Annotated in this window: 20 protein-coding genes; 16 read left to right on the top strand and 4 right to left on the bottom strand. The window is 65.4% G+C overall.

Translation table 11 applies throughout. The annotated features are described in order from the left end of the window. Positions 1-39 precede the first annotated feature (39 nt). Together GJV18_RS02425 and GJV18_RS02420 are read left to right on the top strand one after the other, a co-directional pair. Positions 40-984: a LysR family transcriptional regulator gene (locus GJV18_RS02425; RefSeq protein WP_160343132.1), complete on the top strand. Its 945-nt coding sequence runs from the start codon at positions 40-42 to the stop codon at positions 982-984. A 72-nt stretch (positions 985-1,056) separates the two neighbouring features. Continuing rightward, on the top strand, positions 1,057-1,737 hold the full coding sequence (locus GJV18_RS02420; protein ID WP_325065235.1) for a GntR family transcriptional regulator: 681 nt from the start codon (positions 1,057-1,059) through the stop codon (positions 1,735-1,737). Positions 1,738-2,031: 294 nt separating this feature from the next. On the opposite strand, the gene GJV18_RS02415 is transcribed toward GJV18_RS02420, so the two are convergent. Further along, on the bottom strand, positions 2,032-2,733 hold the full coding sequence (locus GJV18_RS02415; protein ID WP_160343130.1) for a hypothetical protein: 702 nt from the start codon (positions 2,731-2,733) through the stop codon (positions 2,032-2,034). A gap of 498 nt (positions 2,734-3,231) precedes the next feature. On the opposite strand from GJV18_RS02415, the gene GJV18_RS02410 reads away from it, so the two are divergent. The 13 genes from GJV18_RS02410 (at position 3,232) to GJV18_RS02350 (ending at position 16,468) form a co-directional block, all read left to right on the top strand. Continuing rightward, entirely contained in the window at positions 3,232-4,167 is a 936-nt protein-coding gene (locus GJV18_RS02410; RefSeq protein WP_160343129.1) for a 4-hydroxyproline epimerase, read from the top strand. Further along, complete coding sequence (locus GJV18_RS02405; protein WP_160343128.1) at positions 4,164-5,273, top strand: NAD(P)/FAD-dependent oxidoreductase; 1,110 nt, start codon at positions 4,164-4,166, stop codon at positions 5,271-5,273. Before GJV18_RS02410 ends, GJV18_RS02405 begins: the two co-directional genes overlap by 4 nt. Further along, complete coding sequence (locus GJV18_RS02400) at positions 5,266-5,502, top strand: (2Fe-2S)-binding protein (RefSeq protein WP_160343127.1); 237 nt, start codon at positions 5,266-5,268, stop codon at positions 5,500-5,502. The genes GJV18_RS02405 and GJV18_RS02400 overlap by 8 nt, the downstream gene beginning before the upstream one ends. Next, on the top strand, positions 5,499-6,743 hold the full coding sequence (locus GJV18_RS02395) for an NAD(P)/FAD-dependent oxidoreductase (protein WP_160343126.1): 1,245 nt from the start codon (positions 5,499-5,501) through the stop codon (positions 6,741-6,743). Before GJV18_RS02400 ends, GJV18_RS02395 begins: the two co-directional genes overlap by 4 nt. A gap of 65 nt (positions 6,744-6,808) precedes the next feature. Continuing rightward, a complete protein-coding gene (locus tag GJV18_RS02390) occupies positions 6,809-7,579 on the top strand; it encodes an AraC family transcriptional regulator (RefSeq protein ID WP_160343125.1) in 771 nt (256 codons plus the stop codon). Positions 7,580-7,843: 264 nt separating this feature from the next. Continuing rightward, a complete protein-coding gene (locus GJV18_RS02385) occupies positions 7,844-8,662 on the top strand; it encodes an ABC transporter substrate-binding protein (RefSeq protein WP_160343124.1) in 819 nt (272 codons plus the stop codon). Positions 8,663-8,687: 25 nt separating this feature from the next. Then, positions 8,688-10,457, top strand: coding sequence for a cis-3-hydroxy-L-proline dehydratase (gene lhpI / locus GJV18_RS02380; RefSeq protein WP_160343123.1), 1,770 nt, complete (start codon positions 8,688-8,690; stop codon positions 10,455-10,457). Beyond that, positions 10,457-11,122, top strand: coding sequence for an amino acid ABC transporter permease (locus tag GJV18_RS02375; protein WP_160343122.1), 666 nt, complete (start codon positions 10,457-10,459; stop codon positions 11,120-11,122). Before lhpI ends, GJV18_RS02375 begins: the two co-directional genes overlap by 1 nt. 10 nt (positions 11,123-11,132) lie before the next feature. Continuing rightward, positions 11,133-11,783 (top strand): amino acid ABC transporter permease, encoded by a 651-nt coding sequence (locus GJV18_RS02370; RefSeq protein WP_160343121.1) that lies wholly within the window; start codon positions 11,133-11,135, stop codon positions 11,781-11,783. After that, a complete protein-coding gene (locus tag GJV18_RS02365; protein ID WP_160343120.1) occupies positions 11,776-12,498 on the top strand; it encodes an amino acid ABC transporter ATP-binding protein in 723 nt (240 codons plus the stop codon). The genes GJV18_RS02370 and GJV18_RS02365 overlap by 8 nt, the downstream gene beginning before the upstream one ends. Before the next feature lies 1 nt (position 12,499). Further along, positions 12,500-13,531, top strand: coding sequence for a trans-3-hydroxy-L-proline dehydratase (locus GJV18_RS02360; RefSeq protein ID WP_160343119.1), 1,032 nt, complete (start codon positions 12,500-12,502; stop codon positions 13,529-13,531). Between the two features lie 317 nt (positions 13,532-13,848). Then, the gene (locus GJV18_RS02355; protein WP_160343118.1) at positions 13,849-14,796 is read left to right on the top strand and encodes a dihydrodipicolinate synthase family protein; all 948 of its coding nucleotides are present in this window, start codon (positions 13,849-13,851) and stop codon (positions 14,794-14,796) included. An 88-nt stretch (positions 14,797-14,884) separates the two neighbouring features. Beyond that, positions 14,885-16,468 carry an aldehyde dehydrogenase (NADP(+)) gene (locus tag GJV18_RS02350; RefSeq protein WP_160343117.1) on the top strand — a complete coding sequence of 528 codons (1,584 nt, stop codon included), beginning with the start codon at positions 14,885-14,887 and terminating at the stop codon, positions 16,466-16,468. 72 nt (positions 16,469-16,540) lie between these two features. Here GJV18_RS02350 and GJV18_RS02345 read toward each other — a convergent pair whose 3' ends face one another. The 3 genes from GJV18_RS02345 to hexR form a co-directional block, all read right to left on the bottom strand. After that, a complete protein-coding gene (locus GJV18_RS02345) occupies positions 16,541-17,548 on the bottom strand; it encodes an Ldh family oxidoreductase (protein ID WP_160343116.1) in 1,008 nt (335 codons plus the stop codon). A 76-nt stretch (positions 17,549-17,624) separates the two neighbouring features. Beyond that, positions 17,625-17,858 carry a PA3496 family putative envelope integrity protein gene (locus GJV18_RS02340; protein WP_160343115.1) on the bottom strand — a complete coding sequence of 78 codons (234 nt, stop codon included), beginning with the start codon at positions 17,856-17,858 and terminating at the stop codon, positions 17,625-17,627. A 235-nt stretch (positions 17,859-18,093) separates the two neighbouring features. Next, complete coding sequence (hexR, locus tag GJV18_RS02335; RefSeq protein WP_160343114.1) at positions 18,094-18,960, bottom strand: transcriptional regulator HexR; 867 nt, start codon at positions 18,958-18,960, stop codon at positions 18,094-18,096. Between the two features lie 111 nt (positions 18,961-19,071). Between hexR and zwf the strand changes: the two genes are divergently transcribed. Beyond that, positions 19,072-20,559, top strand: coding sequence for a glucose-6-phosphate dehydrogenase (gene zwf / locus GJV18_RS02330; RefSeq protein ID WP_160343113.1), 1,488 nt, complete (start codon positions 19,072-19,074; stop codon positions 20,557-20,559). Positions 20,560-20,569 lie beyond the last annotated feature (10 nt).

The following is a 20,569-nucleotide window of genomic DNA, read 5'->3' as shown; positions in this document are numbered from 1 at the left end:
TATATTTGCCCACAAAGCCCCAGCCCAGACGGTTGCGCCATGCGTAAAGCCCTGTTGCGAATGACCCTGCGCCAGCTCCAGCTGTTCCGTGCGGTCTGCGCCCACCGCTCCTACAGCCGTGCCGCCGAGGAGGTGGCCCTGACCCAGCCGGCGGTCAGCCTACAGATGCGCCAGCTGGAAGAACTGATCGGCCAGCCGCTGTTCGACTATGTGGGCAAGAAGCTACATCTGACCGAAGCCGGCGACGCCCTGCTGCGGGCCAGCGGCGATCTGTTCGGCCGCCTGGAGAGCCTGGACATGCAGCTGGCCGACCTCAGGGGCTCGCTGCAGGGGCAGCTGAGCCTGGCGGTGGAATCCAGCGCCAAGTACTTCGTTCCCCACCTGTTCGCCGCATTTCGCCAGCAATACCCAGAAGTCAGCCTGCAGCTGGTGGTCACCAACCATGCCCAGGTCCTGCGCCGCCTGAGCGCCAACCGCGACGACCTGCTGATCATGTCCCAGGTGCCGAGCGATCAGGACCTGGAGTTCCTGCCCTTTCTCAACAACCCGATCATCGCCGTGGCGCCACCCGAACATCCGCTGTGCAGCTGCGGCAGCCTGAGCCTGCAGGAGCTGACCGCCTGGCCATTGCTGATCCGCGAAGCCGGCTCCGGCACCCGCCAGGCCTGCGAAGACTACTGCCACCAGAAGCGCGCCCACTTCCCCCAGACCCTGGAAGTGGGCTCCATGGAAGGCCAGTGCGAAGGGGTGCTGGCCGGCCTCGGCCTGGCCCTGCTGCCGCGCCACGCGGTGCGCCGCGAACTGGCCTGCGGCGCCCTGCACGAACTGCCGGTAGCCGAGCTGCCGCTGCTGCGCAGCTGGTGCCTGGTGCACCCGCGCAGCAAGCACCTGTCACCGGTGGCCCAGGCCTTCTTCGCCTTCGTGCGCGATCAGCGCAGCCTGATCAACCAGCTGGCGCAGCGCTTCGCCGAACCAACTGCCTGATCAGCGCCTGCCATGCCACGCGGGAATTGCGTATATGATATTCGCGTCCGTCCAGCCGCCCGGTACAGCAGCGTGCCCCTACCCAAGTTCAATGCGCCCAACCTCGGCATCACCCCGACCGCCTCGGAGGTGATCGCCACCCATCTGCGCGAGGCCATCGTCTCCGGGCATTTCGCCGAGGACGAGCCGATTCGCCAGGACGATATCGCCAAGCTGTTCAACGTCAGCAAGATCCCCGTGCGCGAGGCCCTCAAGCGCCTGGAGGCCGAGGGCCTGGTGCTGTTCCAGCGCAACAAGGGCGCCGTGGTCACGCGCATTTCCGAGCCGGAACTGGCGCAGATGTTCGAGGTGCGGGTGCTGCTGGAAGTCCAGGCGATTCGCCTGGCCGTGCCGAACATGAGCGAGGCCACCTTTGCCGAGGCTGAACGCATCTGCGCCGCCTTTCTCGGCGAGGACGACGTGGGCCGCTGGTCCGAGCTCAACTGGCAACTGCACGCCTGCCTCTACGAGCCGGCGCAGCGCCCCTTTCTGCTCAACCTGATCCGCTCCATCCACGACAAGCTGGAACGCTACCTGCGCATGCAGATGAGCCTGTCCGAAGGCAAGCAACGCGCCGACCAGGAACACCGCGAGATCATCGCCGCCTGCCGCGCCGGCGACGCCGAACGCGCCGCCGCCCTGATCGCCGAGCATATCAACGGCGTGTGCCAGACCCTGTACGCCCATCTGCCCAACCGGCTGACGCCGGGCTAGGCGGGAAGCGCATTACAGGCGGCTGTGCTTGTCTTTGGTGCAGGGAGGGTGAGGGACTGCTAAAGGCCAGAGCGGACGGTGATCCCAATAAATAAATCGGTCCCCTTTCCGCTCATGCAGCTTGCTGGAGAGTCTCTGCGGAAGGGGCAGGGCTCACTACCAACCCCCTTGAAAAGTCTCTCGTTTGAAAGCGCACACGCACGGCCATATTGGCCTGGCGTGCATTTCCTTAATCGATAGCGAGTTCTGCACCAAGAATTCAATATCACTCAGCGAAATCTCTATGCCCCTGAACTACTCACAGATGAATTTATCAATTAAACGGCGAGAGCGCATTTCAATATCACCAACAGCATCAAGCTTTGTCTCATCGAAGGAAATCTCATATCTGACTCCATTCCCGTAATAGTTCTCCAAACTACATCTTGCCCCAGAATTGCAGCCTATTATATATGAGTAGTCAACAGCCCCTTGAGGCACCAAGTAGTACTTAAACATTGAGGCTTTCAACGGCATTAGCCGTATATACTTCCCACTGTTTTCCTCCTGCACCCCAGTCACACCAAGAAGAATCTTCCATCGATTATCAATTGAACGCGAACCTTCCTTGGAGTAAGCAATTTTAAGCCCTAACTTCTTCGCTTCAATTTGATTAACCTCATCTCTTGAGAGACTATTTCGCGACTTAGAAAAGCCAACCCTCTCATCGTATAGAGACCAAGGTTCAAGATCCTCAAGATTCACGCTTAAAATAATCCCTATACTACTATCCGGATCCAGTGAATTAGCATAAACAAAATAGGCTTCAGGAACGCAAAAACTCGCCTCCCCAACCGTAACCTCATGCACTTTCATGCTTATCGAATTATTAAAAATAGCCCCGCCCCCATAAAAATAAAATACGCTTTCTCCCAAGCGCAATACAAAAACCACTAGCAGCGACAACACTAAAAGCACGAATAAAATTGCTTTTCTTTTCCCCAGAACGAAGCTCATCTCTTCCTCCAGAATATTATCCAAAAAAATATATACAAACCAAGAAGCACACAGCAAAAATCTCAAACCAACAAAATCCAAAGATTCAATCAATAATATCTGAACAATTCAAATAAATTCCCTCATTCTGGTAAACCACCCCATCGCAGGGCGCGACAGATCACCACTAGCTCCAGCCAAGACCATACGAAGATAGTCATTATTTCCACCCTCAACCGAATAATGTCGCGCATTCATATAAGCCACCTTTCGCAACCGATTAAATGCCTCTAACCGCCCCTGATTTTCTAGAGATCTATCCGCCTCGGAGCTGAGAACCTGAAAGGCCTGCTTCTGGCCGATTGCTGCTCGCCATGACAAAGGGCAATCGACTGCTCCCCCTGCCGGCTTTCGAGCTATGCCGATTTCGTCATCACCCTGAGTTAAACTCATCAAGCCGCCGGGCCCTCCCCGGCGGCACCCTTGCTGCATCTTCAGGGGTTCATGGGGCAGCACAGCATGCAGCGTATCCGCATTCTCGACTCACACACCGGCGGTGAACCGACGCGCCTGGTTCTAAGCGGTTTTCCTGAACTCGGCCGAGGCAGCATGGCCGAACGCCGGCAACACCTGGCGGCCGATTTTGATCAGTGGCGCGCCACCTGCATGCTGGAGCCGCGCGGCAGCGAGGTAATGGTCGGGGCGCTGCTGTGCGAGCCGGTCGATCCCAGCGCCTGTGCCGGGGTGATCTTCTTTAACAACAGCGGCTACCTGGGCATGTGCGGTCACGGCACCATTGGCCTGGTGGTATCCCTGGCTTATCTGGGCCGTATCGGGCCGGGCGAGCATCGGATCGAAACCCCGGTGGGTACCGTCAGCGCCACGCTGCACGAGGATCGCTCGGTCAGCGTGCGCAATGTGCCGGCCTACCGCTATCGCCAGGCGGTCGAGGTGCAGGTGCCGGGCTATGGGCGGGTGGTTGGCGATATCGCCTGGGGCGGCAACTGGTTCTTTCTGATCAGCGAGCATGGCCTACGCGTAGCCGGTGACAATCTGCCTGCCCTTACCGCCTACGCGGCGGCCGTGCAGCAGGCCCTGGAGGATCAGGGCCTGCGCGGTGACGACGGCGGCCTGATCGACCATATCGAGTTATTCGCCGATGACGATGTAGCGGATAGTCGCAACTTTGTGCTCTGCCCAGGCCTGGCCTACGACCGCTCGCCCTGCGGCACCGGCACCAGCGCCAAACTGGCCTGCCTGGCCGCCGACGGCAAGCTGCAGCCCGGGCAGATCTGGCGTCAGGCCAGCGTGATTGGCAGCCAGTTCGAAGCCAGCTACGAGTGGGCCGATAACGGCCGCATCATCCCCAGCATCCGCGGCCGCGCCCACTTGAGTGCCCAGGCCGAGTTGCTGATCGAGGCCGACGACCCCTTCGCCTGGGGCATTCGCCTGTGAGCCAGTCGGCTGACATCATCATCATCGGTGCGGGCATCATCGGCGCGGCCTGTGCCCATGAACTGGCCAGGCGCGGCCTGCGGGTGCTGGTACTGGATGCCGGGCGACGCGCGGCCACGGCCGCCGGCATGGGCCATCTGATCGTACTGGACGACAACCCGGCGGAACTGGCCCTCAGCCAATACTCGCTGCAGCGCTGGCGCGACTGGGGCCGAGACATGCCGGCAGACTGCGCCTACCGGCAGAACGGCACCCTGTGGCTGGCCGCCAATGCCGAGGAAATGGCCGTGGCCGAGGCCAAGTACCAGGTACTGCGCGAGCAGGGCCTGGACTGCCAGCTGCTCGGCGCCGCAGCCCTGCAGGCCGCCGAACCCGAGCTGAGCCAGACCCTGCATGGCGCCCTCAAGGTCGGCGGCGACGGCATCCTCTACGCGCCCAATGCGGCGCGCTGGCTGCTGCAGCATGCGCAAATCGAACTGCGCATGGCCAGGGTGGTGGAGATCGACCACCGGCGCGTGCGCCTGGACGATGGCGCCTGGCTCAGCGCCGAGGTCCTGATCCTGGCCAACGGCGTGTATGCCCGCGAGCTGTGCCCGGAGCTGCCGCTCCAGGCCAAGAAAGGCCATCTGCTGATCACCGACCGCTACCCGGGTCGGGTTAACCACACTCTGGTCGAGCTGGGTTATGTCACCAGCGCCCACAACGCCAGTGGCCCTTCGGTGGCCGCCAATATCCAGCCGCGCCCCACCGGCCAGCTGCTGATCGGGGCCTCGCGCCAGTTCGACAGCGAGGCCCCCGAGGTGGAACCCTGGATGCTGGGCAAGATGTTGCGCCGCGCGGTGGACTATATGCCGGGCCTGGCCGGGCTCAACGCGATCCGCGCCTGGACCGGCCTGCGCGCCGCCAGCCCTGATGGCCTGCCGCTGCTGGGTGAGCACCCGCAACGCCCGGGCCTGTGGCTGGCGGTCGGCCATGAGGGGCTGGGCGTCACCACCGCGCCGGGCAGCGCCGATTTGCTGGTCGCCCAACTGTTTGGCGAGACTGCGCCACTGGCGCCGGACGCCTACCTGCCGCAACGCTTTCTCGGAGTCGCCGCCCATGCCTGAACTACTCCTCGATGGCCAGCCGCTCAAGGTTGACGAGGGCACCACGGTGGCCGCCGCGCTACTGCTCGGCGGCGACGGCAGCAGCCGCACTTCGGTGAGTGGCCAGCGCCGTGCGCCCTTCTGTGGCATGGGCGTGTGCCAGGAATGTCGCGTGAGCACCGACGGCCAGCGCCGCCTGGCCTGCCAGACCCTGTGCCGCGATGGCATGCGTGTGGAGAGCCGACCATGAAGGTGGATATTCTGATTATCGGCGCCGGCCCCGCCGGCATGGCGGCCGCACTGGCGGCTGCGCCGAGCGGCGCGCGTATCGCCCTGCTCGACGACAACCCCGCCGTCGGCGGGCAGATCTGGCGCGACGGCCCCCAGGCCCATCTGCCGCCCCAGGTTCACGAGCAGCGCCGACGCCTTGCCGCCCAGAGCACTATCCAGCTGCTGACGGCCAGCCGGGTGATTGCCCAGGCCGGGCCCAAGCAGCTGCTGGTGGAAGACGCCGCCTGTGCCCGGGTGATCGAATACGACAAGCTGATCCTCTGCACGGGCGCGCGCGAACTGCTGTTGCCCTTCCCCGGCTGGACCCTGCCTGGGGTGACCGGTGCCGGCGGTTTGCAGGCGCTGATCAAGGGCGGCCTGCCGGTGGCCGGCGAGCGCCTGGTCATTGCCGGTAGCGGCCCCTTGCTGCTGGCCAGCGCCGCCACCGCCCAGGCCAACGGCGCCCGCGTGCTGCAGATCGCCGAACAGGCCAGCTGGGCCGCCGTGGCCGGCTTCGCCGCGCAGCTGCCGCGCTGGCCGCACAAGCTGCTGCAGGCCCTTGGCCTGTGGCATCCCGGTTACCGGGCCAGCAGCCATGTCATCGCGGCCCTGGGCGATAGCCACCTGCAAGCGGTGCGCCTGAGCATCAACGGGCAGGTCAAGGAAGTCCCCTGTGAGCGCCTGGCCTGTGGCTTCGGCCTGATCGCCAATACCCAGCTGGGGCAGGCCCTCGGCTGCCGTATCGAGCACAACAGCATCGCCGTGGATAACTGGCAGGCCAGCAGCCAGGTGGATATCTATGCCGCCGGCGAGTGTACCGGTTTCGGTGGCAGCGAGAAGGCCCTGGTGGAAGGTGCCATCGCCGGCCACGCGGCGGTCGGCGACCTCGCCGCGGCCCGCCACCTGTGGCCACAACGCCAGCGCTGGCAGGGTTTTGCCCGCGCCCTGCAACACAGCTTTGCCCTGGGCGAGCCGGTCAAGCAGCTGGCCACGCCCGACACCCTGATCTGCCGCTGCGAGGATATCGCCCTGGCCGATCTGCGCGAGCATGGCGGCTGGACCCCGGCCAAGCTGGCCAGCCGCTGCGGCATGGGCGCCTGCCAGGGTCGCATCTGTGGCGCCGCCACTCAGGTACTGTTCGGTTGGCAGCCGCCGGCACCCCGCCCACCCTTCAGCCCGGCGCGCATCGATACCTTGCTGCAACTGGGGCAACCCGAGTAAGCCGGCCGCCGCCTGTTCAGGCTGGCGGCCAGGCCTTATCCTGCGGGCAATTGCGGAGCCTGCCCATGTCCAACCCGAGCCACCCACTCGCCCTGCTACCCAGTAGCACCGCCACGGATATAGCCAGCCTGGTGAGCAGCCTGCAGGGCATCGCGCCGCTGCTCGACGCCCTGGCCGGCGTGGTGTTCTTTATCAAGGATCGCCAGGCCCGTTACCTGCTGCTCAACCAGACCCTGGTGCAGCGCCTGGGCTGCAAGGACAAGCAGCAGCTGCTCGGGCGCACCGCCGAAGAAGTCTTCCCCAGCCGCCTGGGTCCGCTGTACACCGCGCAGGATCTGCAGGTACTCAGCGCCGGTCAGCGCCTCGACAATCAGCTGGAGCTGCATCTCTACCCCGGCCGCCAGCCCGGCTGGTGCCTGACCCACAAGCTGCCGCTGCGTGATGCCCAGGGCGCCATCATCGGCATGGCCGGGGTGTCCTGCGACCTGCCCCACGCCAATGCCCAGCACCCGGCCTACCCCAAGGTGGCGGCAGTTGACGCGCATATCCGCCAGCACTTCGCTCGCCCCATCAGCCTGAATGAACTCACCGCCATTGCCGGGCTCTCGGTGGCCCAACTGGAGCGCCACTGCCAGCGCATCTTTCAGCTGAGCCCACGGCAGATGATCCACAAGGCCCGCCTCGGTGCGGCGACCCAGTTGCTGAGCGAGAACCTGGCCATCACCGAGATCGCCCTGCGCTGCGGCTACACCGACCACAGCGCCTTCAGCCGTCAGTTCAAGGCCCATACCGGCATGTCCCCCAGCCAGTACCGTGAGTCCCTGCAGCGACGCTGAGTGCGCCGCGCTTGTGCAGTCTTGCCACAGCCTGCTCCCTTAGGTAACACCGCCGTCACCCCGCTTCACAGCCGCGCCTGATCGACCGTTCTGCGCGCATCCCGCCCATTGGCCTTCAAGCCCCGTTTTTAAAGCCTTGCAGCCCCCATAAGAGCGCCAGGGGAGAAATGGCACGGCATTCGCATATCTAATATCGTATACGAAATCCGTAATACTCAAGCATCACTCCTAATCTGCCCCACGCACGAGAGAAGAGAGATACCCATGAAAAACCCGCTGATTCCCGCAGTCACTTTTGCCCTTCTGAGCAGCACACTCATCAGTAACGCCTATGCCGACAAGCTCGATGACATCATCGGCTCCGGCAAGCTGCGCTGTGCCGTGACCCTGGACTTCCCGCCCATGGGCTTTCGCGACGAGCAGAACCAGCCCGCCGGCTTCGATGTGGATTACTGCAATGACCTGGCCGGTGTGCTGGGGGTCAAGGCCGAAGTGGTCGAGACACCCTTCCCCGACCGCATCCCGGCCCTGGTGTCCGGGCGCGCCGACGTGATCGTCGCCTCCACCTCCGACACCCTGGAGCGGGCCAAGACTGTGGGCATGACCATGCCCTACTTCGCCTTCCAGATGGTGGTGCTGACCCGCGAGGACACCGGCATCGACAGCTATGCCGACCTCAAGGGGCGCCCGGTGGGCAACACCAGCGGCACCTATGAGGCCATCGCCCTGGAAAAGGACGTGAAGGGCTGGGACGGTGGCAGCTTCCGCGCCTACCAGAACCAGAACGACACCATCCTCGCCGTGGCCCAGGGTCATATCGACGCCACCGTGGTGACCAACACCGTGGCCGCTGCCACGCTCAAGTCCGGCAAGTACAAGGGCCTGAAGGTCGCCGGCGACGCGCCCTATGTGGTCGATTACGTATCCCTGGCGGCCAAGCGCAACGAGTACGGCCTGCTCAACTACCTCAACCTGTTCGTCAACCAGCAAGTGCGCAACGGCCGCTATCACGAGCTGTGGGCCAAGTGGGTGGGTGATGAAATCAGCCCGGCGACCCTGACCGTTCCTGGCGTGTACTACTGATCGAGCGCGCTCGGGAGCGATAGATATGACGGTGACAAGAATCCAGGGCCGCAGTCTTGTGGCCGGTCGCGGCCAGGGCAGCCTGCTCTGGGCCGACCAGGGCCTGAGCTTCTGGGGTGGCGTCGACCCGTTCAGCGCGGAGGTGATCGATCGACACCATCCGCTGAGCGGGCAATCCCTGGCCGGGCGCGTACTGGCCATTCCCAGCGGACGCGGCTCCTGCACTGGCAGCAGCGTCTTGCTGGAACTGATCCTAAACGGTCCGGCACCGGCGGCACTGGTGCTGGCCGAACCCGACGAAATTCTCACCCTCGGCGCGTTGGTCGCCGAGCAGGTATTCAACGTGCAACTGCCGGTGCTGTGCATCGGCCATGCCGCCTTCGCCGAGCTTGAACAGCATGCCGGGAGCAGCGTGCACATAGATGGTGAGCAGCTATTGCTGGCTGCCGATGCAGCGGCTGCCCCCTGGCAGCCCGAGCCCCTGGCGCCCGCCCAGCAGCGGCAAAGCTCACTGTCGTTGAATGCGCGCGACCGCGCCCTGCTCGCCGGCGAATACGGCCAGGCTGCCCAGGTGGCCATGCAGCTGGTGCTGCGCATGGCGGAACTGATGGGCGCCACCGAGTTGCTGGATATCAGCCAGGCGCATATCGACGGCTGCATCTACACCGGCCCGGCCTGCCTGCGTTTTGCCGAGCAGCTGCGCGACTGGGGTGCGCAAGTCTGCGTCCCCACCACCCTCAACGCCATCTCGGTGGACCAGCGGCGCTGGCGCGCCCTGGGCATCGAGCCGCGCTTCGGCGAGCCGGCCAGCGCGCTGGGCGATGTCTATATGGCCATGGGCGCCCAACTCAGCTTCACCTGCGCGCCCTACCTGCTGGACAGCGCCCCGGCGCTGGGCGAGCAGATCGTCTGGGCCGAATCCAACGCCGTGGTGTACGCCAACAGCGTGCTGGGCGCGCGCACCCTGAAGTACCCGGACTACCTGGATATCTGCATCGCCCTGACCGGCCGTGCGCCGCGCTGCGGAGCGCATCTGGACGAGGGTCGGAGAGCGGCCCTGCTGATCGAGGTGCAGTACCCGCCGGAGCCGGACGACAGCTTCTGGCCCCTGCTCGGCTACCACGTGGGCCTGCTCGCCGGGCGCAACATCCCGCTGCTCACGGGCCTGGAGCGCAGCGCCGCCAGCAGCGACGACCTCAAGGCCTTCGGCGCCGCGTTCGCCACCACCTCGGCGGCGCCCATGTTCCACATCGCCGGGGTCACCCCCGAGGCAGCGGATGTAACCCACAACCTCGGCGACCAGGCGCCGGCCCGGCAGCTGCAGGTGACCCTCGCCGACCTGCTGAACAGCTGGCGGGAGCTCAACAGCGCTGACTCGGCCGAGGTCAGCCTGGTTGCCTTGGGTAACCCACATTGCTCGGCCAGCGAGCTGGCGCGCCTGGCCGAGCTCTGCGAAGGCCAGCGCAGCCATCCGGACACCGTCCTGGTGGTGACCTGCGGCCGCGCCGTGCACGAACAGGCCATGGCCGCCGGCCATGTGACCACGCTGGAGCGCTTCGGCGCACGCCTGATCACCGACACCTGCTGGTGCATGCTCGGCGAGCCGGTGGTGCCTCCGGGCACCCGCAACCTGATGACCAACTCCGGCAAGTACGCCCACTACGCCCCCGGCCTGGTGGGTCGCCAGGTGCATTTCGGCAGCCTCGCCGCCTGCGTGGAGGCGGCCTGCAGTGGACGCAACGCCAGAGTGCTGCCCGCCTGGCTGGGCAGCCACCAACCCCTAGGGAGTCACTGATGTTCGATTACAGCTTCCACTGGCGCATCGCCTTCAAGGCCCTGCCGGATATGCTCAATGGTGCCTGGGTGACCCTGGAGACCGCCGCCCTGTCGATGCTGCTGGGCACCCTGATCGCCCTGCTGCTGACCCTTCTGCGCCAGCAGCAGAACCCGCTGCTGCGCGGGTTCGCCGAAACCTGGGTATCGATTGCGCGCAACACTCCCTCGCTGTTTCAGATCTACATCCTGTATTTCGGTCTGGGCGCCTTTGGCCTGCATGTCAGCTCCTGGCTGGCGCTGCTGGCCGGCATCACCTTCAACAACGCCGGCTACCTGGCGGAGAACTTCCGCGGCGGCCTCAAGGCGGTGCCCGATACGCAGATGCGCGCGGCCCGCTCGCTGGGCATGAATGCCTTCCAGGCCTATCGCCTGATCATCGTCCCGCAGCTGCTGCGCATCGTCTTCCACCCCCTGTCCAACCAGATGGTCTGGGCGGTGCTGATGACCTCACTGGGGGTGATCGTCGGCCTGAACAACGACCTGACCGGGGTGACCCAGGACTACAACGTCAAGACCTTCCGTACCTTCGAGTACTTCGCCCTGGCGGCGGTGCTCTATTACCTGATCGCCAAGACCATTGTGCTCAGCGCCCGGCTGATGGCCTGGCGGCTGTTCCGCTACTGAGGGCCACGCCATGTTTTCCACCAGTCTGACCGCCAGCGATCTGCTGTTTATGCTCCAGGGCGCCTGGGTGACCCTGCAGCTGACCGCCGCCGCCATGCTTATCGGCACCCTGTCCGGGGTGCTCTGCGGCCTGCTGCGCGCCGCCCTGCCACGGGCCAGCCTGCCCCTTGCCTGGGTGCTGGATGTGTTTCGCAGCGTGCCGCTGCTGATCCAGTTCGTCCTGTTCAACTCGCTGAAAAGCATCGCCGGCCTGGATATCAGCGCCTTCGCCGTCGGCTGCCTGGTGCTCGGCATCTACGCCGCCGCCTTCTGCAGCGAGATCGTGCGCAGCGGCATCCAGGCGGTGCCGGCCAACCTGCGCCGCGCCGCCCGCTCCCTGGGCATGAGCTACTGGCAGGACCTGCGCTTCGTGGTCCTGCCCCTGGCCACCCGGGTGGCCTTCCCCGGCTGGCTGAACCTGGTGCTGAGCGTGATGAAGGACACCGCCCTGGTCATGTGGATCGGCATCTTCGAACTGCTGCGCACCTCGCAAAGCGTGGTCACGCGCATCCAGGAACCACTGCTGGTGCTGTGCATCGCCGGCCTTATCTATTACCTCATGAGTCTGATGGTGGCCCAGCTGGGCAACCGCCTGGAAAAAAGGTGGCAGGAAAATGATTGAAATCGACAAGGTGCATAAATCCTTCGGCGACCTGGAAGTGGTCAAGGGCGTCAGCCTGACGGTGAACAAGGGCGAGGTGGTGTCGATCATCGGCGGCTCCGGCTCCGGCAAGTCCACCCTGCTGATGTGCATCAACGGCCTGGAGCCGATCCAGCGCGGCAGCATCCGCGTCGACGGCACCGAGGTGCATGCCCCGGGCACCGACCTGAACAAGCTGCGGCAGAAGATCGGCATCGTCTTTCAGCAGTGGAACGCCTTTCCCCACCTCACCGTGCTGGAGAACGTGATGCTGGCGCCGCGCAAGGTGCTCGGCCTGAGCAAGCAGGACGCCGAGGCCATGGCGGTCAAGCAGCTGACCCACGTCGGCCTGGCGGACAAGCTCAAGGTGTTCCCCGGCAAGCTTTCCGGCGGCCAGCAACAGCGCATGGCCATCGCCCGCGCGCTGGCCATGAGCCCGGACTACATGCTGTTCGACGAGGCCACCTCGGCGCTCGACCCGCAGCTGGTGGGTGAGGTACTGGACACCATGCGCCTGCTCGCCGAGGAGGGCATGACCATGATCCTGGTCACCCACGAGATCCGCTTCGCCCGTGATGTGTCCGACCGCGTGGCCTTCTTCCGCAATGGCCTGGTGCACGAGATCGGCTCGCCCGATCAGGTGATCGGCAACCCGCAGATGGCGGAAACCGCCGACTTCCTCAAATCGGTACTTTGATATGCGCTCGAGCAAAGTCATTCATATAGTCAGCTGCCACGCCGAAGGCGAGGTGGGCGACGTGATAGTTGGCGGCGTCGCTCCACCACCCGGCGACACCCTGTGGGCCCAGTCGCGCTGGATCGCCGAGGACCAGCGCCTGCGCAACTTCGTGCTGAACGAGCCGCGCGGCGGGGTGTTCCGCCACGTCAACCTGCTGCTGCCGGCGAAGAACCCGCTGGCGCAGATGGGCTGGATCATCATGGAGCCGGCCGACACCCCGCCGATGTCCGGCTCCAACTCGCTGTGCGTGGCCACCGTACTGCTGGAGACCGGCATCCTGCCGATGCAGGAACCGCTGACCCGGCTGTGTCTGGAAGCCCCCGGCGGGCTGATCGAGGTGCTGGCCGAGTGTCGCGATGGCAAGGTGCAGCGGGTCGAGGTGCGCAACCTGCCGTCCTTCGCCGACCGCCTGGACGCCCTGCTCGAAGTCGAAGGCCTGGGCACGCTCAAGGTGGACACCGCCTACGGCGGCGACAGCTTCGTGATCGCCGACGCCCGGACCCTGGGTTTTGCCCTGAGCGCCGACGAGGCCGCCGACCTGGCCGCCACCGGCCTGCGCATCACCCGCGCGGCCAATGAGCAGCTGGGCTTCGTTCACCCACTGAACAAGGACTGGGACCATATCTCCTTCTGCCAGCTGGCCGGCCCGCTGCAACGGGAAAACGGCGTGCTTTCGGCGGCGGGCGCGGTGGTGATCCGTCCCGGCAAGGTCGACCGCTCGCCCACCGGCACCGGCTGCTCGGCGCGCATGGCGGTACTGCAGGCGCGCGGCCAGCTGCAGGTGGGCGAGGCCTTTTTCGGCCGCTCGATTATCGGTTCGCAGTTCCACTGCCGGATCGAAGGGCTGACCGAGGTCGCCGGGCGTCCGGCCATCCTGCCGAGCATCGCCGGGCGCGCCTGGATCACCGGCACCCACCAGCACCTGCTCGACCCGGACGACCCCTGGCCCGAGGGCTATCGCCTGAGCGATACCTGGCCGGTCGAGCCCTGACAGCTGTTTTTCACGATTAGCTAACCGCGCTCTGAGCGGTGCGATAAACCGGGCCCAGGAGCCTGTCGGGCTTGACCGTTCGTAGCGAGGGAAAGCTCGGTTTGAGTCAGTTTTGTTGGTCTTTCGAGGCGAATAGCGAGCTATTAAACGAGAAAGAGCAGCAAAAATGGCCCCCTCCATCTAGAAGAGCGGCTTTTCCGCAGTAGAACAGTGTTAAGTCCGGCAGGCTCCCAGGCCTATCCCATGGAACCAAGGGCCGAATACGGCCATTTATCTTCGTATACGAAATACGTTTAATCTGCCCAGGAGGCAACAGCATGAGCAGCAACATCTTCACCGGCACCATCCCCGCCCTGATGACCCCTTGCACCGCCGAGCGCAAGCCGGACTTCGACGCCCTGGTGCGCAAGGGCCGAGATCTGATCCAGGCCGGCATGAGCGCCGTGGTCTACTGCGGCTCCATGGGCGACTGGCCGTTGCTCACCGAGGCCGAGCGCCAGGAAGGGGTGGCGCGCCTGGTCGCCGCCGGCATCCCGACCATCGTCGGCACCGGCGCGGTGAACAGCCGCGAAGCCGTGTCCCACGCCGCCCACGCCGCCAAGGTCGGCGCCCACGGCCTGATGGTCATTCCACGCGTGCTGTCCCGTGGGGCCTCGCCGGCCGCCCAGGAAGCGCACTTCGCCGCCATTCTGGAAGCGGCGCCGCAGCTGCCGGCGGTGATCTACAACAGCCCCTACTACGGCTTCGCCACCCGCGCCGAGCTGTTCTTCAAGCTGCGCCGCCAGTACCCCAACCTGATCGGCTTCAAGGAGTTCGGCGGCGCCGCCGACATGCGCTACGCCGCCGAACACATCACCTCGCAGGATGACCAGGTGATCCTGATGGCCGGGGTCGATACCCAGGTGATGCATGGCTTCGTCAATTGCGGGGCGACCGGCGCCATCACCGGCATCGGCAACGTCCTGCCGCGCGAAGTGCTGCAGCTGGTCGAGCTGAGCAAGCAGGCAGCCCAGGGCGACGCCATCGCCCGTCGCCGCGCCCTGGAGCTGTCCGAGGCGCTCAACGTGCTGTCGTCCTTCGACGAAGGCTGCGACCTGGTCCTCTACTACAAGCACCTGATGGTGCTGGGCGGCGATCCGGAATACAGCCTGCACTTCAACCCCAGCGATGCGCTCAGTGACGCCCAGCGCCACTACGCCGAGACCCAGTACAGGCTGTTCCGCCAGTGGTACGCCAACTGGTCGGCCGAACACAACCTCGCCTGATCGCCGAACCTCGGCCGACTGCGCCCGCGCTGCCGGCCGATCCGCCACGCCGGGTCGATCCGATCACCGGCCCCGCCAGGAGCTAAGCATGCCCACCATCACCGGCCACAACTTTATCGCCAGCGGCCGCAGCGCCGCCGGCGAGACTCTCCTGCACAGCCTCGACGCCAGCACCGGCGAGGCCCTGCCCTACAGTTTCCACCAGGCCAGCGAGGCCGAGGTGGACGCCGCCGCCCGCGCCGCCGAGGCCGCCTACCCGGCCTACCGCCAGCTGAGCCCGGAACAGCGCGCCCAGTTCCTCGACGCCATCGCCGAGGAGATCGATGCCCTCGGCGATGACTTCGTGGCCATCGTCTGCCGCGAAACCGCCCTGCCGCCGGCACGCATACAGGGCGAACGGGCGCGCACCAGCGGCCAGCTGCGCCTGTTCGCCCGGGTGCTGCGCCGCGGCGATTTCCTCGGCGCGCGCATCGACCGCGCCCAGCCCGAGCGCCAGCCCCTGCCCCGCGCCGATCTGCGTCAGTGCAAGATCGGCGTCGGTCCGGTGGCGGTATTCGGCGCCAGCAACTTTCCACTGGCCTTCTCCACCGCCGGCGGCGACACCGCCGCGGCCCTGGCCGCCGGCTGTCCGGTGGTGTTCAAGGCCCATAGCGGCCATATGGCCACCGCCGAACTGGTGGCGCTGGCGATTATCCGCGCCGCCGAGCGGACCGGCATGCCGGCCGGGGTATTCAACATGGTCTACGGCGGCGGGGTCGGCGAGTGGCTGGTCAAGCACCCGGCGATCCAGGCAGTCGGTTTTACCGGCTCGCTCAAGGGCGGCCGTGCCCTGTGCGACATGGCCGCCGCGCGGCCGCAGCCGATCCCGGTGTTTGCCGAGATGAGTTCGATCAACCCGGTGTTCCTCCTGCCGGCGGCGCTCAAGGCCCGCGGCGAGCAGATCGCCCGCGAACTGAGCGCCTCGGTGGTCCTGGGCTGCGGCCAATTCTGCACCAACCCAGGCCTGATCATTGGCCTGAGTTCGCCGGCATTCGGCGCCTTTACCCGCGAGTTCGCCGCGCGCATGGCTGATCAACCGGCGCAGACCATGCTCAACGCCGGCACCCTGAGCAGCTACGCGAACGGCGTGTCTGCACTGCATGGCCACCCCGGCGTGCGTCATCTGGCCGGCCAGCCGCAGCAGGGGCGCCAGGCCTGGCCGCAGTTGTTCCAGGCCGATGTCAGCCTGCTGCTGGGGGGTGACCCGCTGCTCCAGGAGGAGGTCTTCGGACCCTGCACGGTGCTGGTCGAGGTGGCCGATCTGCATGAGCTGCAACGCGCCGTGCAGGCGCTGCACGGCCAGCTCAGCGCCAGCCTGATCGCCGAAGCGGAAGACCTTGCCCAGTGTGCGACGCTGCTACCGCTGCTGGAACACAAGGCCGGGCGCCTGTTGCTCAATGGCTACCCCACCGGCGTGGAAGTCTGCGATGCCATGGTCCACGGCGGTCCCTACCCGGCCACCTCGGATGCCCGCGGCAGCTCGGTGGGCAGCCTGGCCATCGAGCGTTTTCTGCGCCCGCTGTGCTACCAGAACTATCCGGACGCCTTGCTGCCCAAGGCCCTGCAAAACGCCAACCCCCTGGGCCTCGAACGCCTGGTGGACGGGCAACAGACACGGGCGCCGCTGCTCTGATTTCGTGTCGGCACGGATAGGCGGTGCCTGTGATTTCAACCCGGCTTCGGCCGGGTTTTTTATGACGACCGGCTAATCCAGCAGCGCCTGCAGATCGTCATACAGCGTCTGCGTGATTTCCACGCCCTGCTCCAGGCTGTTAGCCCGGGCGGCATAACGACGCTGCGAGGGCAGGCGTGCGCCTTGCGCCTGCATGGCCATAAACAGGGCCTCGGCCCGGGCCAGATGCTGGGCGGCCTGCTCGCCAAGAAAGCGCTGCGGATCCAGGGCGATCAGCAATTCCCCGTGGTAGGGCAAGGCCTTGGAGCCCGCATCATGGGCGCTGGATTCGAGGCTGGTCAGATCGCCGATCAAGGGCCCTGCGATCAGCTCGATCATGGTCGACAGGGCCGAGCCCTTGTGCCCGCCGAAGGTCAGCATGGCGCCCTGGTCCAGCACCTCGGTGGCATCCGTGCTAGGCCGACCCTGGCGATCCACGCCCCAGCCGGGCGGCAAGGGCTCGCCCGAACGGCGGTGCAGTTCGATATCACCCCGGGCAATGGCGCTGGTGGCAAAGTCGAAGATAAAGGGCGGCTGCCCGGCACGCGGCCAGCCAAAGGCAATGGGGTTGGTGCCGAACAGCGGCCGACTGCCACCGGCCGGGGCCACATAGGCCTGGGTCGGGTTGCAGGCCAGGGCCACCAGCCCCAGCTCGGTCAGCGCCTCCAACTCGATCCAGAGGGCGGAAAAGTGCACGCAGTGATTGATCGCCAGGGCTGCGATGCCGTTGGTCCGGGCCTTGTCCGCCAGCAGCGGCAGGCCGGCGGCAAAAGCCAGCTGGGAAAACCCGCCCCGGGCATCCACCCGCACCACACCAGGCGCCTGGTCATGCACCTGCGGCTCGGCGCAAGGCTCGACTCTGCCAGCCTTGAGCGTCTGCACAATGCCGAGCAGACGCCACAGGCCATGGGAGCTGCAGCCATCGCGCTCGCCGGCCAGCACCGTGGCGGCGATGCTCTGCACATAAGCCTCACTAAACCCATGGCGGCGCAGTATGGCCTGCGCCAGTTGCTCGGCCTGGGGCAATGTCAGTCGCGGCATCAGCACACTCCTTGAGAACAATGCCCTCAAGCCTGGCTTATCGCGCAGCGTCCGACTTGATGCCTTTGCCCCGCTCCTATGCCGAATTCGGCACAGCCTGGGCCAGCCTGGGCTGCAGGCTACGGCTCATGTCCAGGTAATTGGCGGCGATCAGCTCCGGGTAGTCCACCAGCTCATGCTGCAGCTGGCGCTGCTCGGCGTAGCTCTCGATGGCGCGGCGGTATTCCATGCGGCGCTGGTCCAGCAACTTGCGCCGGGCCTTGGCATCGCCAAGTTCGCGGGATGGGGATTTATCCGAATAGCCAGACATAGGGGCAACTCCCAGGCTGAATAAGGGAGTACCAGCATCTGCCTGGGATATGACGCTTTGATGGCGCGCGCCAAGCGGGAGAAAATCTGCGGTGCCAAACCTGATTCAGGATTTTGCGAGCTAGAGTCCTGCAAGGCAAAAACAGGCGAGGAAGCGGAGTGTACTTTTGTACATGAGCATTCCGAGCCTGTTTTTAACGCAGCAGGGCCGACGCGCAGCAGATCCTGAACAGGTTTCAGTCCTCGGCGCTCTTATGCGACTTGGGCGACAGGCGCAGGCTGCGCAGGCTGCGCTTGACGCTCTTGAGGTGGTTGACCAGGCTCGGCCCGCGGGCCATGGCCACGCCCATGGCCAGCACGTCGATCACCACCAGATGGGCGATACGCGAGGTCAGCGGGGTGTAGATTTCGGTATCTTCCTGCACGTCGATGGCCAGGTTGACCGTGGCCAGGTCGGCCAGCGGGGTCTGGCTGGGGCACAGGGTAATCAGGGTGGCGCCGGATTCGCGCACCAGGTTGGCGGTGATCAGCAGGTCCTTGGAGCGCCCCGACTGGGAGATGCAGATGGCCACATCGCCGGGCTTGAGGGTCACCGCACTCATGGCCTGCATATGCGGGTCGGAATAGGCCGCGGCGGTGAGCAGCAGGCGGAAGAACTTGTGCTGGGCATCGGCGGCCACCGCGCCGGACGCACCAAAGCCGTAGAACTCCACGCGCTGGGCCTGGGCGCAGGCATTGATGGCGCGCTGCAGGGCCTCGGGGTCGAGCTTCTCGCGCACCTCGATCAGGGTGTGCAGGGTGGTGTCGAAGATCTTCAGGCTGAAGTCGGCCACCGAATCGTCTTCATGGATGGCGAACTGACCGAAGCTGGCGCCGGCGGCCAGGCTCTGCGCCAGCTTGAGCTTGAGGTCCTGAAAGCCGGTGCAGCCGATGGCCCGGCAGAAGCGCACGATGGTCGGCTCGCTGATGCCGACGCTATGGGCCAGGTCGGCCATGGAGCTGTGCATCACCGACGCGGGGTCGTGCAGGACGTGATCGGCCACCTTGAGTTCGGACTTGCGTAACAGGGGGCGCGACTGGGCGATATGCTGCAACAGGTTCACAGGCTTAGGCTCGGCATTGGGCTAACGAATCCATCAAGCACGCCGCATTGGCGCCATGACTCGGTTATGATCGGTGCACCACGGGTTGTAGTGGCCTTGTAGTTATACTACATGGACGCACTCACCGCACGGCTAAACCGAGTCGGAGTTCCCACCTTGAGCATCCCCTGCGACATGCTGGTGTTCGGCGGCACCGGCGACCTGGCCCTGCACAAGCTGCTGCCAGCGCTCTACCACCTGCACCGCGCCGGCCGCCTGCATCGCGACATGCGCATTATCGCCCTGGCCCGCAGCGCCCACAGCCGCACCGCCTTTCAGGCCCTGGCCGAGCGGCATTGCCGCGCCCAGGTGGCCCGTGCCGACTTCGACATGCAGACCTGGCAGGGCTTTGCCGACCGCCTCGATTACTTCGCCATGGACGCCAGCCAGAGTGCCGACTTCGGCCGCCTGGCCCGCCACCTGGGCGCCGCCCCCGAGCGGGTGCGCATCCACTACCTGGCCACCGCGCCAGACCTGTTCGAGGATATCGCCGCCTACCTGCACACAGCCGGGTTGGCCGGCGACAACGCGCGGATCGTGCTGGAAAAACCCATCGGCCATTCGCTTGAGTCGGCCCAGGCGATCAACGCCGCCATTGGCGCGGTGTTCGACGAGTCCCGGGTCTTCCGCATCGACCACTACCTGGGCAAGGAGACGGTGCAGAACCTGATGGCGCTGCGCTTCGCCAACGCCCTGTTCGAACCGATCTGGCGCGCCGGGCATATCGACCATGTGCAGATCAGTGTGTGCGAAAGCCTCGGCGTGGAAAACCGCGGCGCCTACTATGAAAAGGCCGGGGCCATGCGTGACATGGTGCAGAACCACCTGCTGCAGCTGCTCTGCCTGGTGGCCATGGAAGCGCCGGTGCGTTTCGACGCCGAGTCGGTGCGCAACGAGAAGGTGAAGATCCTCGAAGCGCTCAAGCCGATCAGCGGCCTGGACGTGCGCGACAAGACCGTGCGCGGCCAGTACAGCGCCGGCCGCATCGGCGGCCACGACGTGCCGGCCTACTACTTCGAAAAGAACGTGGATAACGACAGCGACACCGAAACCTTTGTCGCCGTGCAGGCCGAGATCGACAACTGGCGCTGGGCCGGCGTGCCCTTCTACCTGCGCACAGGCAAGCGCCTGGCGAAGAAAACCTCGGAAATCCTTATCCAGTTCAAGCCGGTGCCGCACCAGCTGTTCGGCGAAGGCGAAGCCAACCGTCTGCTGATCCGCCTGCAACCGGAGGAGCGCATCAGCCTGCAGCTGATGAGCAAGAGCCCGGGCAAGGGCATGCACCTGCAACCGGTGGAACTGGACCTCAACCTGGCTGACGCCTTCCACAAACAGCGCCGCTGGGATGCCTACGAACGCCTGCTGCTGGACGTGATCGAGGGCGACTCGACGCTGTTTATGCGCCGCGACGAAGTGGAAGCGGCCTGGCGCTGGGTCGACCCCATCCTCCAGGGCTGGCACCAGCACTATCAGAGCCCGCGCCCCTACCCCGCCGGCAGCAATGGCCCGGAACAGCTGCAGCACCTGCTGGAACGCCATGGCCGGCAGTGGATGGAATAGCCCACCACGC

The sequence above is a fragment of the Pseudomonas xionganensis genome, from assembly GCF_009763245.1.
Lineage (GTDB): Bacteria > Pseudomonadota > Gammaproteobacteria > Pseudomonadales > Pseudomonadaceae > Aquipseudomonas > Aquipseudomonas xionganensis.
This window is presented reverse-complemented; position numbering and strand designations above follow the sequence as displayed.

Bases quoted from the DNA above. Each gene is read 5' to 3' on its own strand.
- GJV18_RS02425 (WP_160343132.1), top strand. From the start codon at position 40: ATGCGTAAAGCCCTGTTGCGAATGACCCTGCGCCAGCTCCAGCTGTTC.
- GJV18_RS02375 (WP_160343122.1), top strand. From the start codon at position 10,457: ATGTTCGATTACAGCTTCCACTGGCGCATCGCCTTCAAGGCCCTGCCG.
- GJV18_RS02410 (WP_160343129.1), top strand. From the start codon at position 3,232: ATGCAGCGTATCCGCATTCTCGACTCACACACCGGCGGTGAACCGACG.
- GJV18_RS02385 (WP_160343124.1), top strand. From the start codon at position 7,844: ATGAAAAACCCGCTGATTCCCGCAGTCACTTTTGCCCTTCTGAGCAGC.
- GJV18_RS02360 (WP_160343119.1), top strand. From the start codon at position 12,500: ATGCGCTCGAGCAAAGTCATTCATATAGTCAGCTGCCACGCCGAAGGC.
- GJV18_RS02415 (WP_160343130.1), bottom strand. From the start codon at position 2,733: ATGAGCTTCGTTCTGGGGAAAAGAAAAGCAATTTTATTCGTGCTTTTA.
- zwf (WP_160343113.1), top strand. From the start codon at position 19,072: ATGGACGCACTCACCGCACGGCTAAACCGAGTCGGAGTTCCCACCTTG.
- GJV18_RS02345 (WP_160343116.1), bottom strand. From the start codon at position 17,548: ATGCCGCGACTGACATTGCCCCAGGCCGAGCAACTGGCGCAGGCCATA.
- GJV18_RS02350 (WP_160343117.1), top strand. From the start codon at position 14,885: ATGCCCACCATCACCGGCCACAACTTTATCGCCAGCGGCCGCAGCGCC.
- GJV18_RS02400 (WP_160343127.1), top strand. From the start codon at position 5,266: ATGCCTGAACTACTCCTCGATGGCCAGCCGCTCAAGGTTGACGAGGGC.
- lhpI (WP_160343123.1), top strand. From the start codon at position 8,688: ATGACGGTGACAAGAATCCAGGGCCGCAGTCTTGTGGCCGGTCGCGGC.
- GJV18_RS02355 (WP_160343118.1), top strand. From the start codon at position 13,849: ATGAGCAGCAACATCTTCACCGGCACCATCCCCGCCCTGATGACCCCT.
- GJV18_RS02340 (WP_160343115.1), bottom strand. From the start codon at position 17,858: ATGTCTGGCTATTCGGATAAATCCCCATCCCGCGAACTTGGCGATGCC.
- GJV18_RS02395 (WP_160343126.1), top strand. From the start codon at position 5,499: ATGAAGGTGGATATTCTGATTATCGGCGCCGGCCCCGCCGGCATGGCG.
- GJV18_RS02370 (WP_160343121.1), top strand. From the start codon at position 11,133: ATGTTTTCCACCAGTCTGACCGCCAGCGATCTGCTGTTTATGCTCCAG.
- GJV18_RS02390 (WP_160343125.1), top strand. From the start codon at position 6,809: ATGTCCAACCCGAGCCACCCACTCGCCCTGCTACCCAGTAGCACCGCC.
- GJV18_RS02365 (WP_160343120.1), top strand. From the start codon at position 11,776: ATGATTGAAATCGACAAGGTGCATAAATCCTTCGGCGACCTGGAAGTG.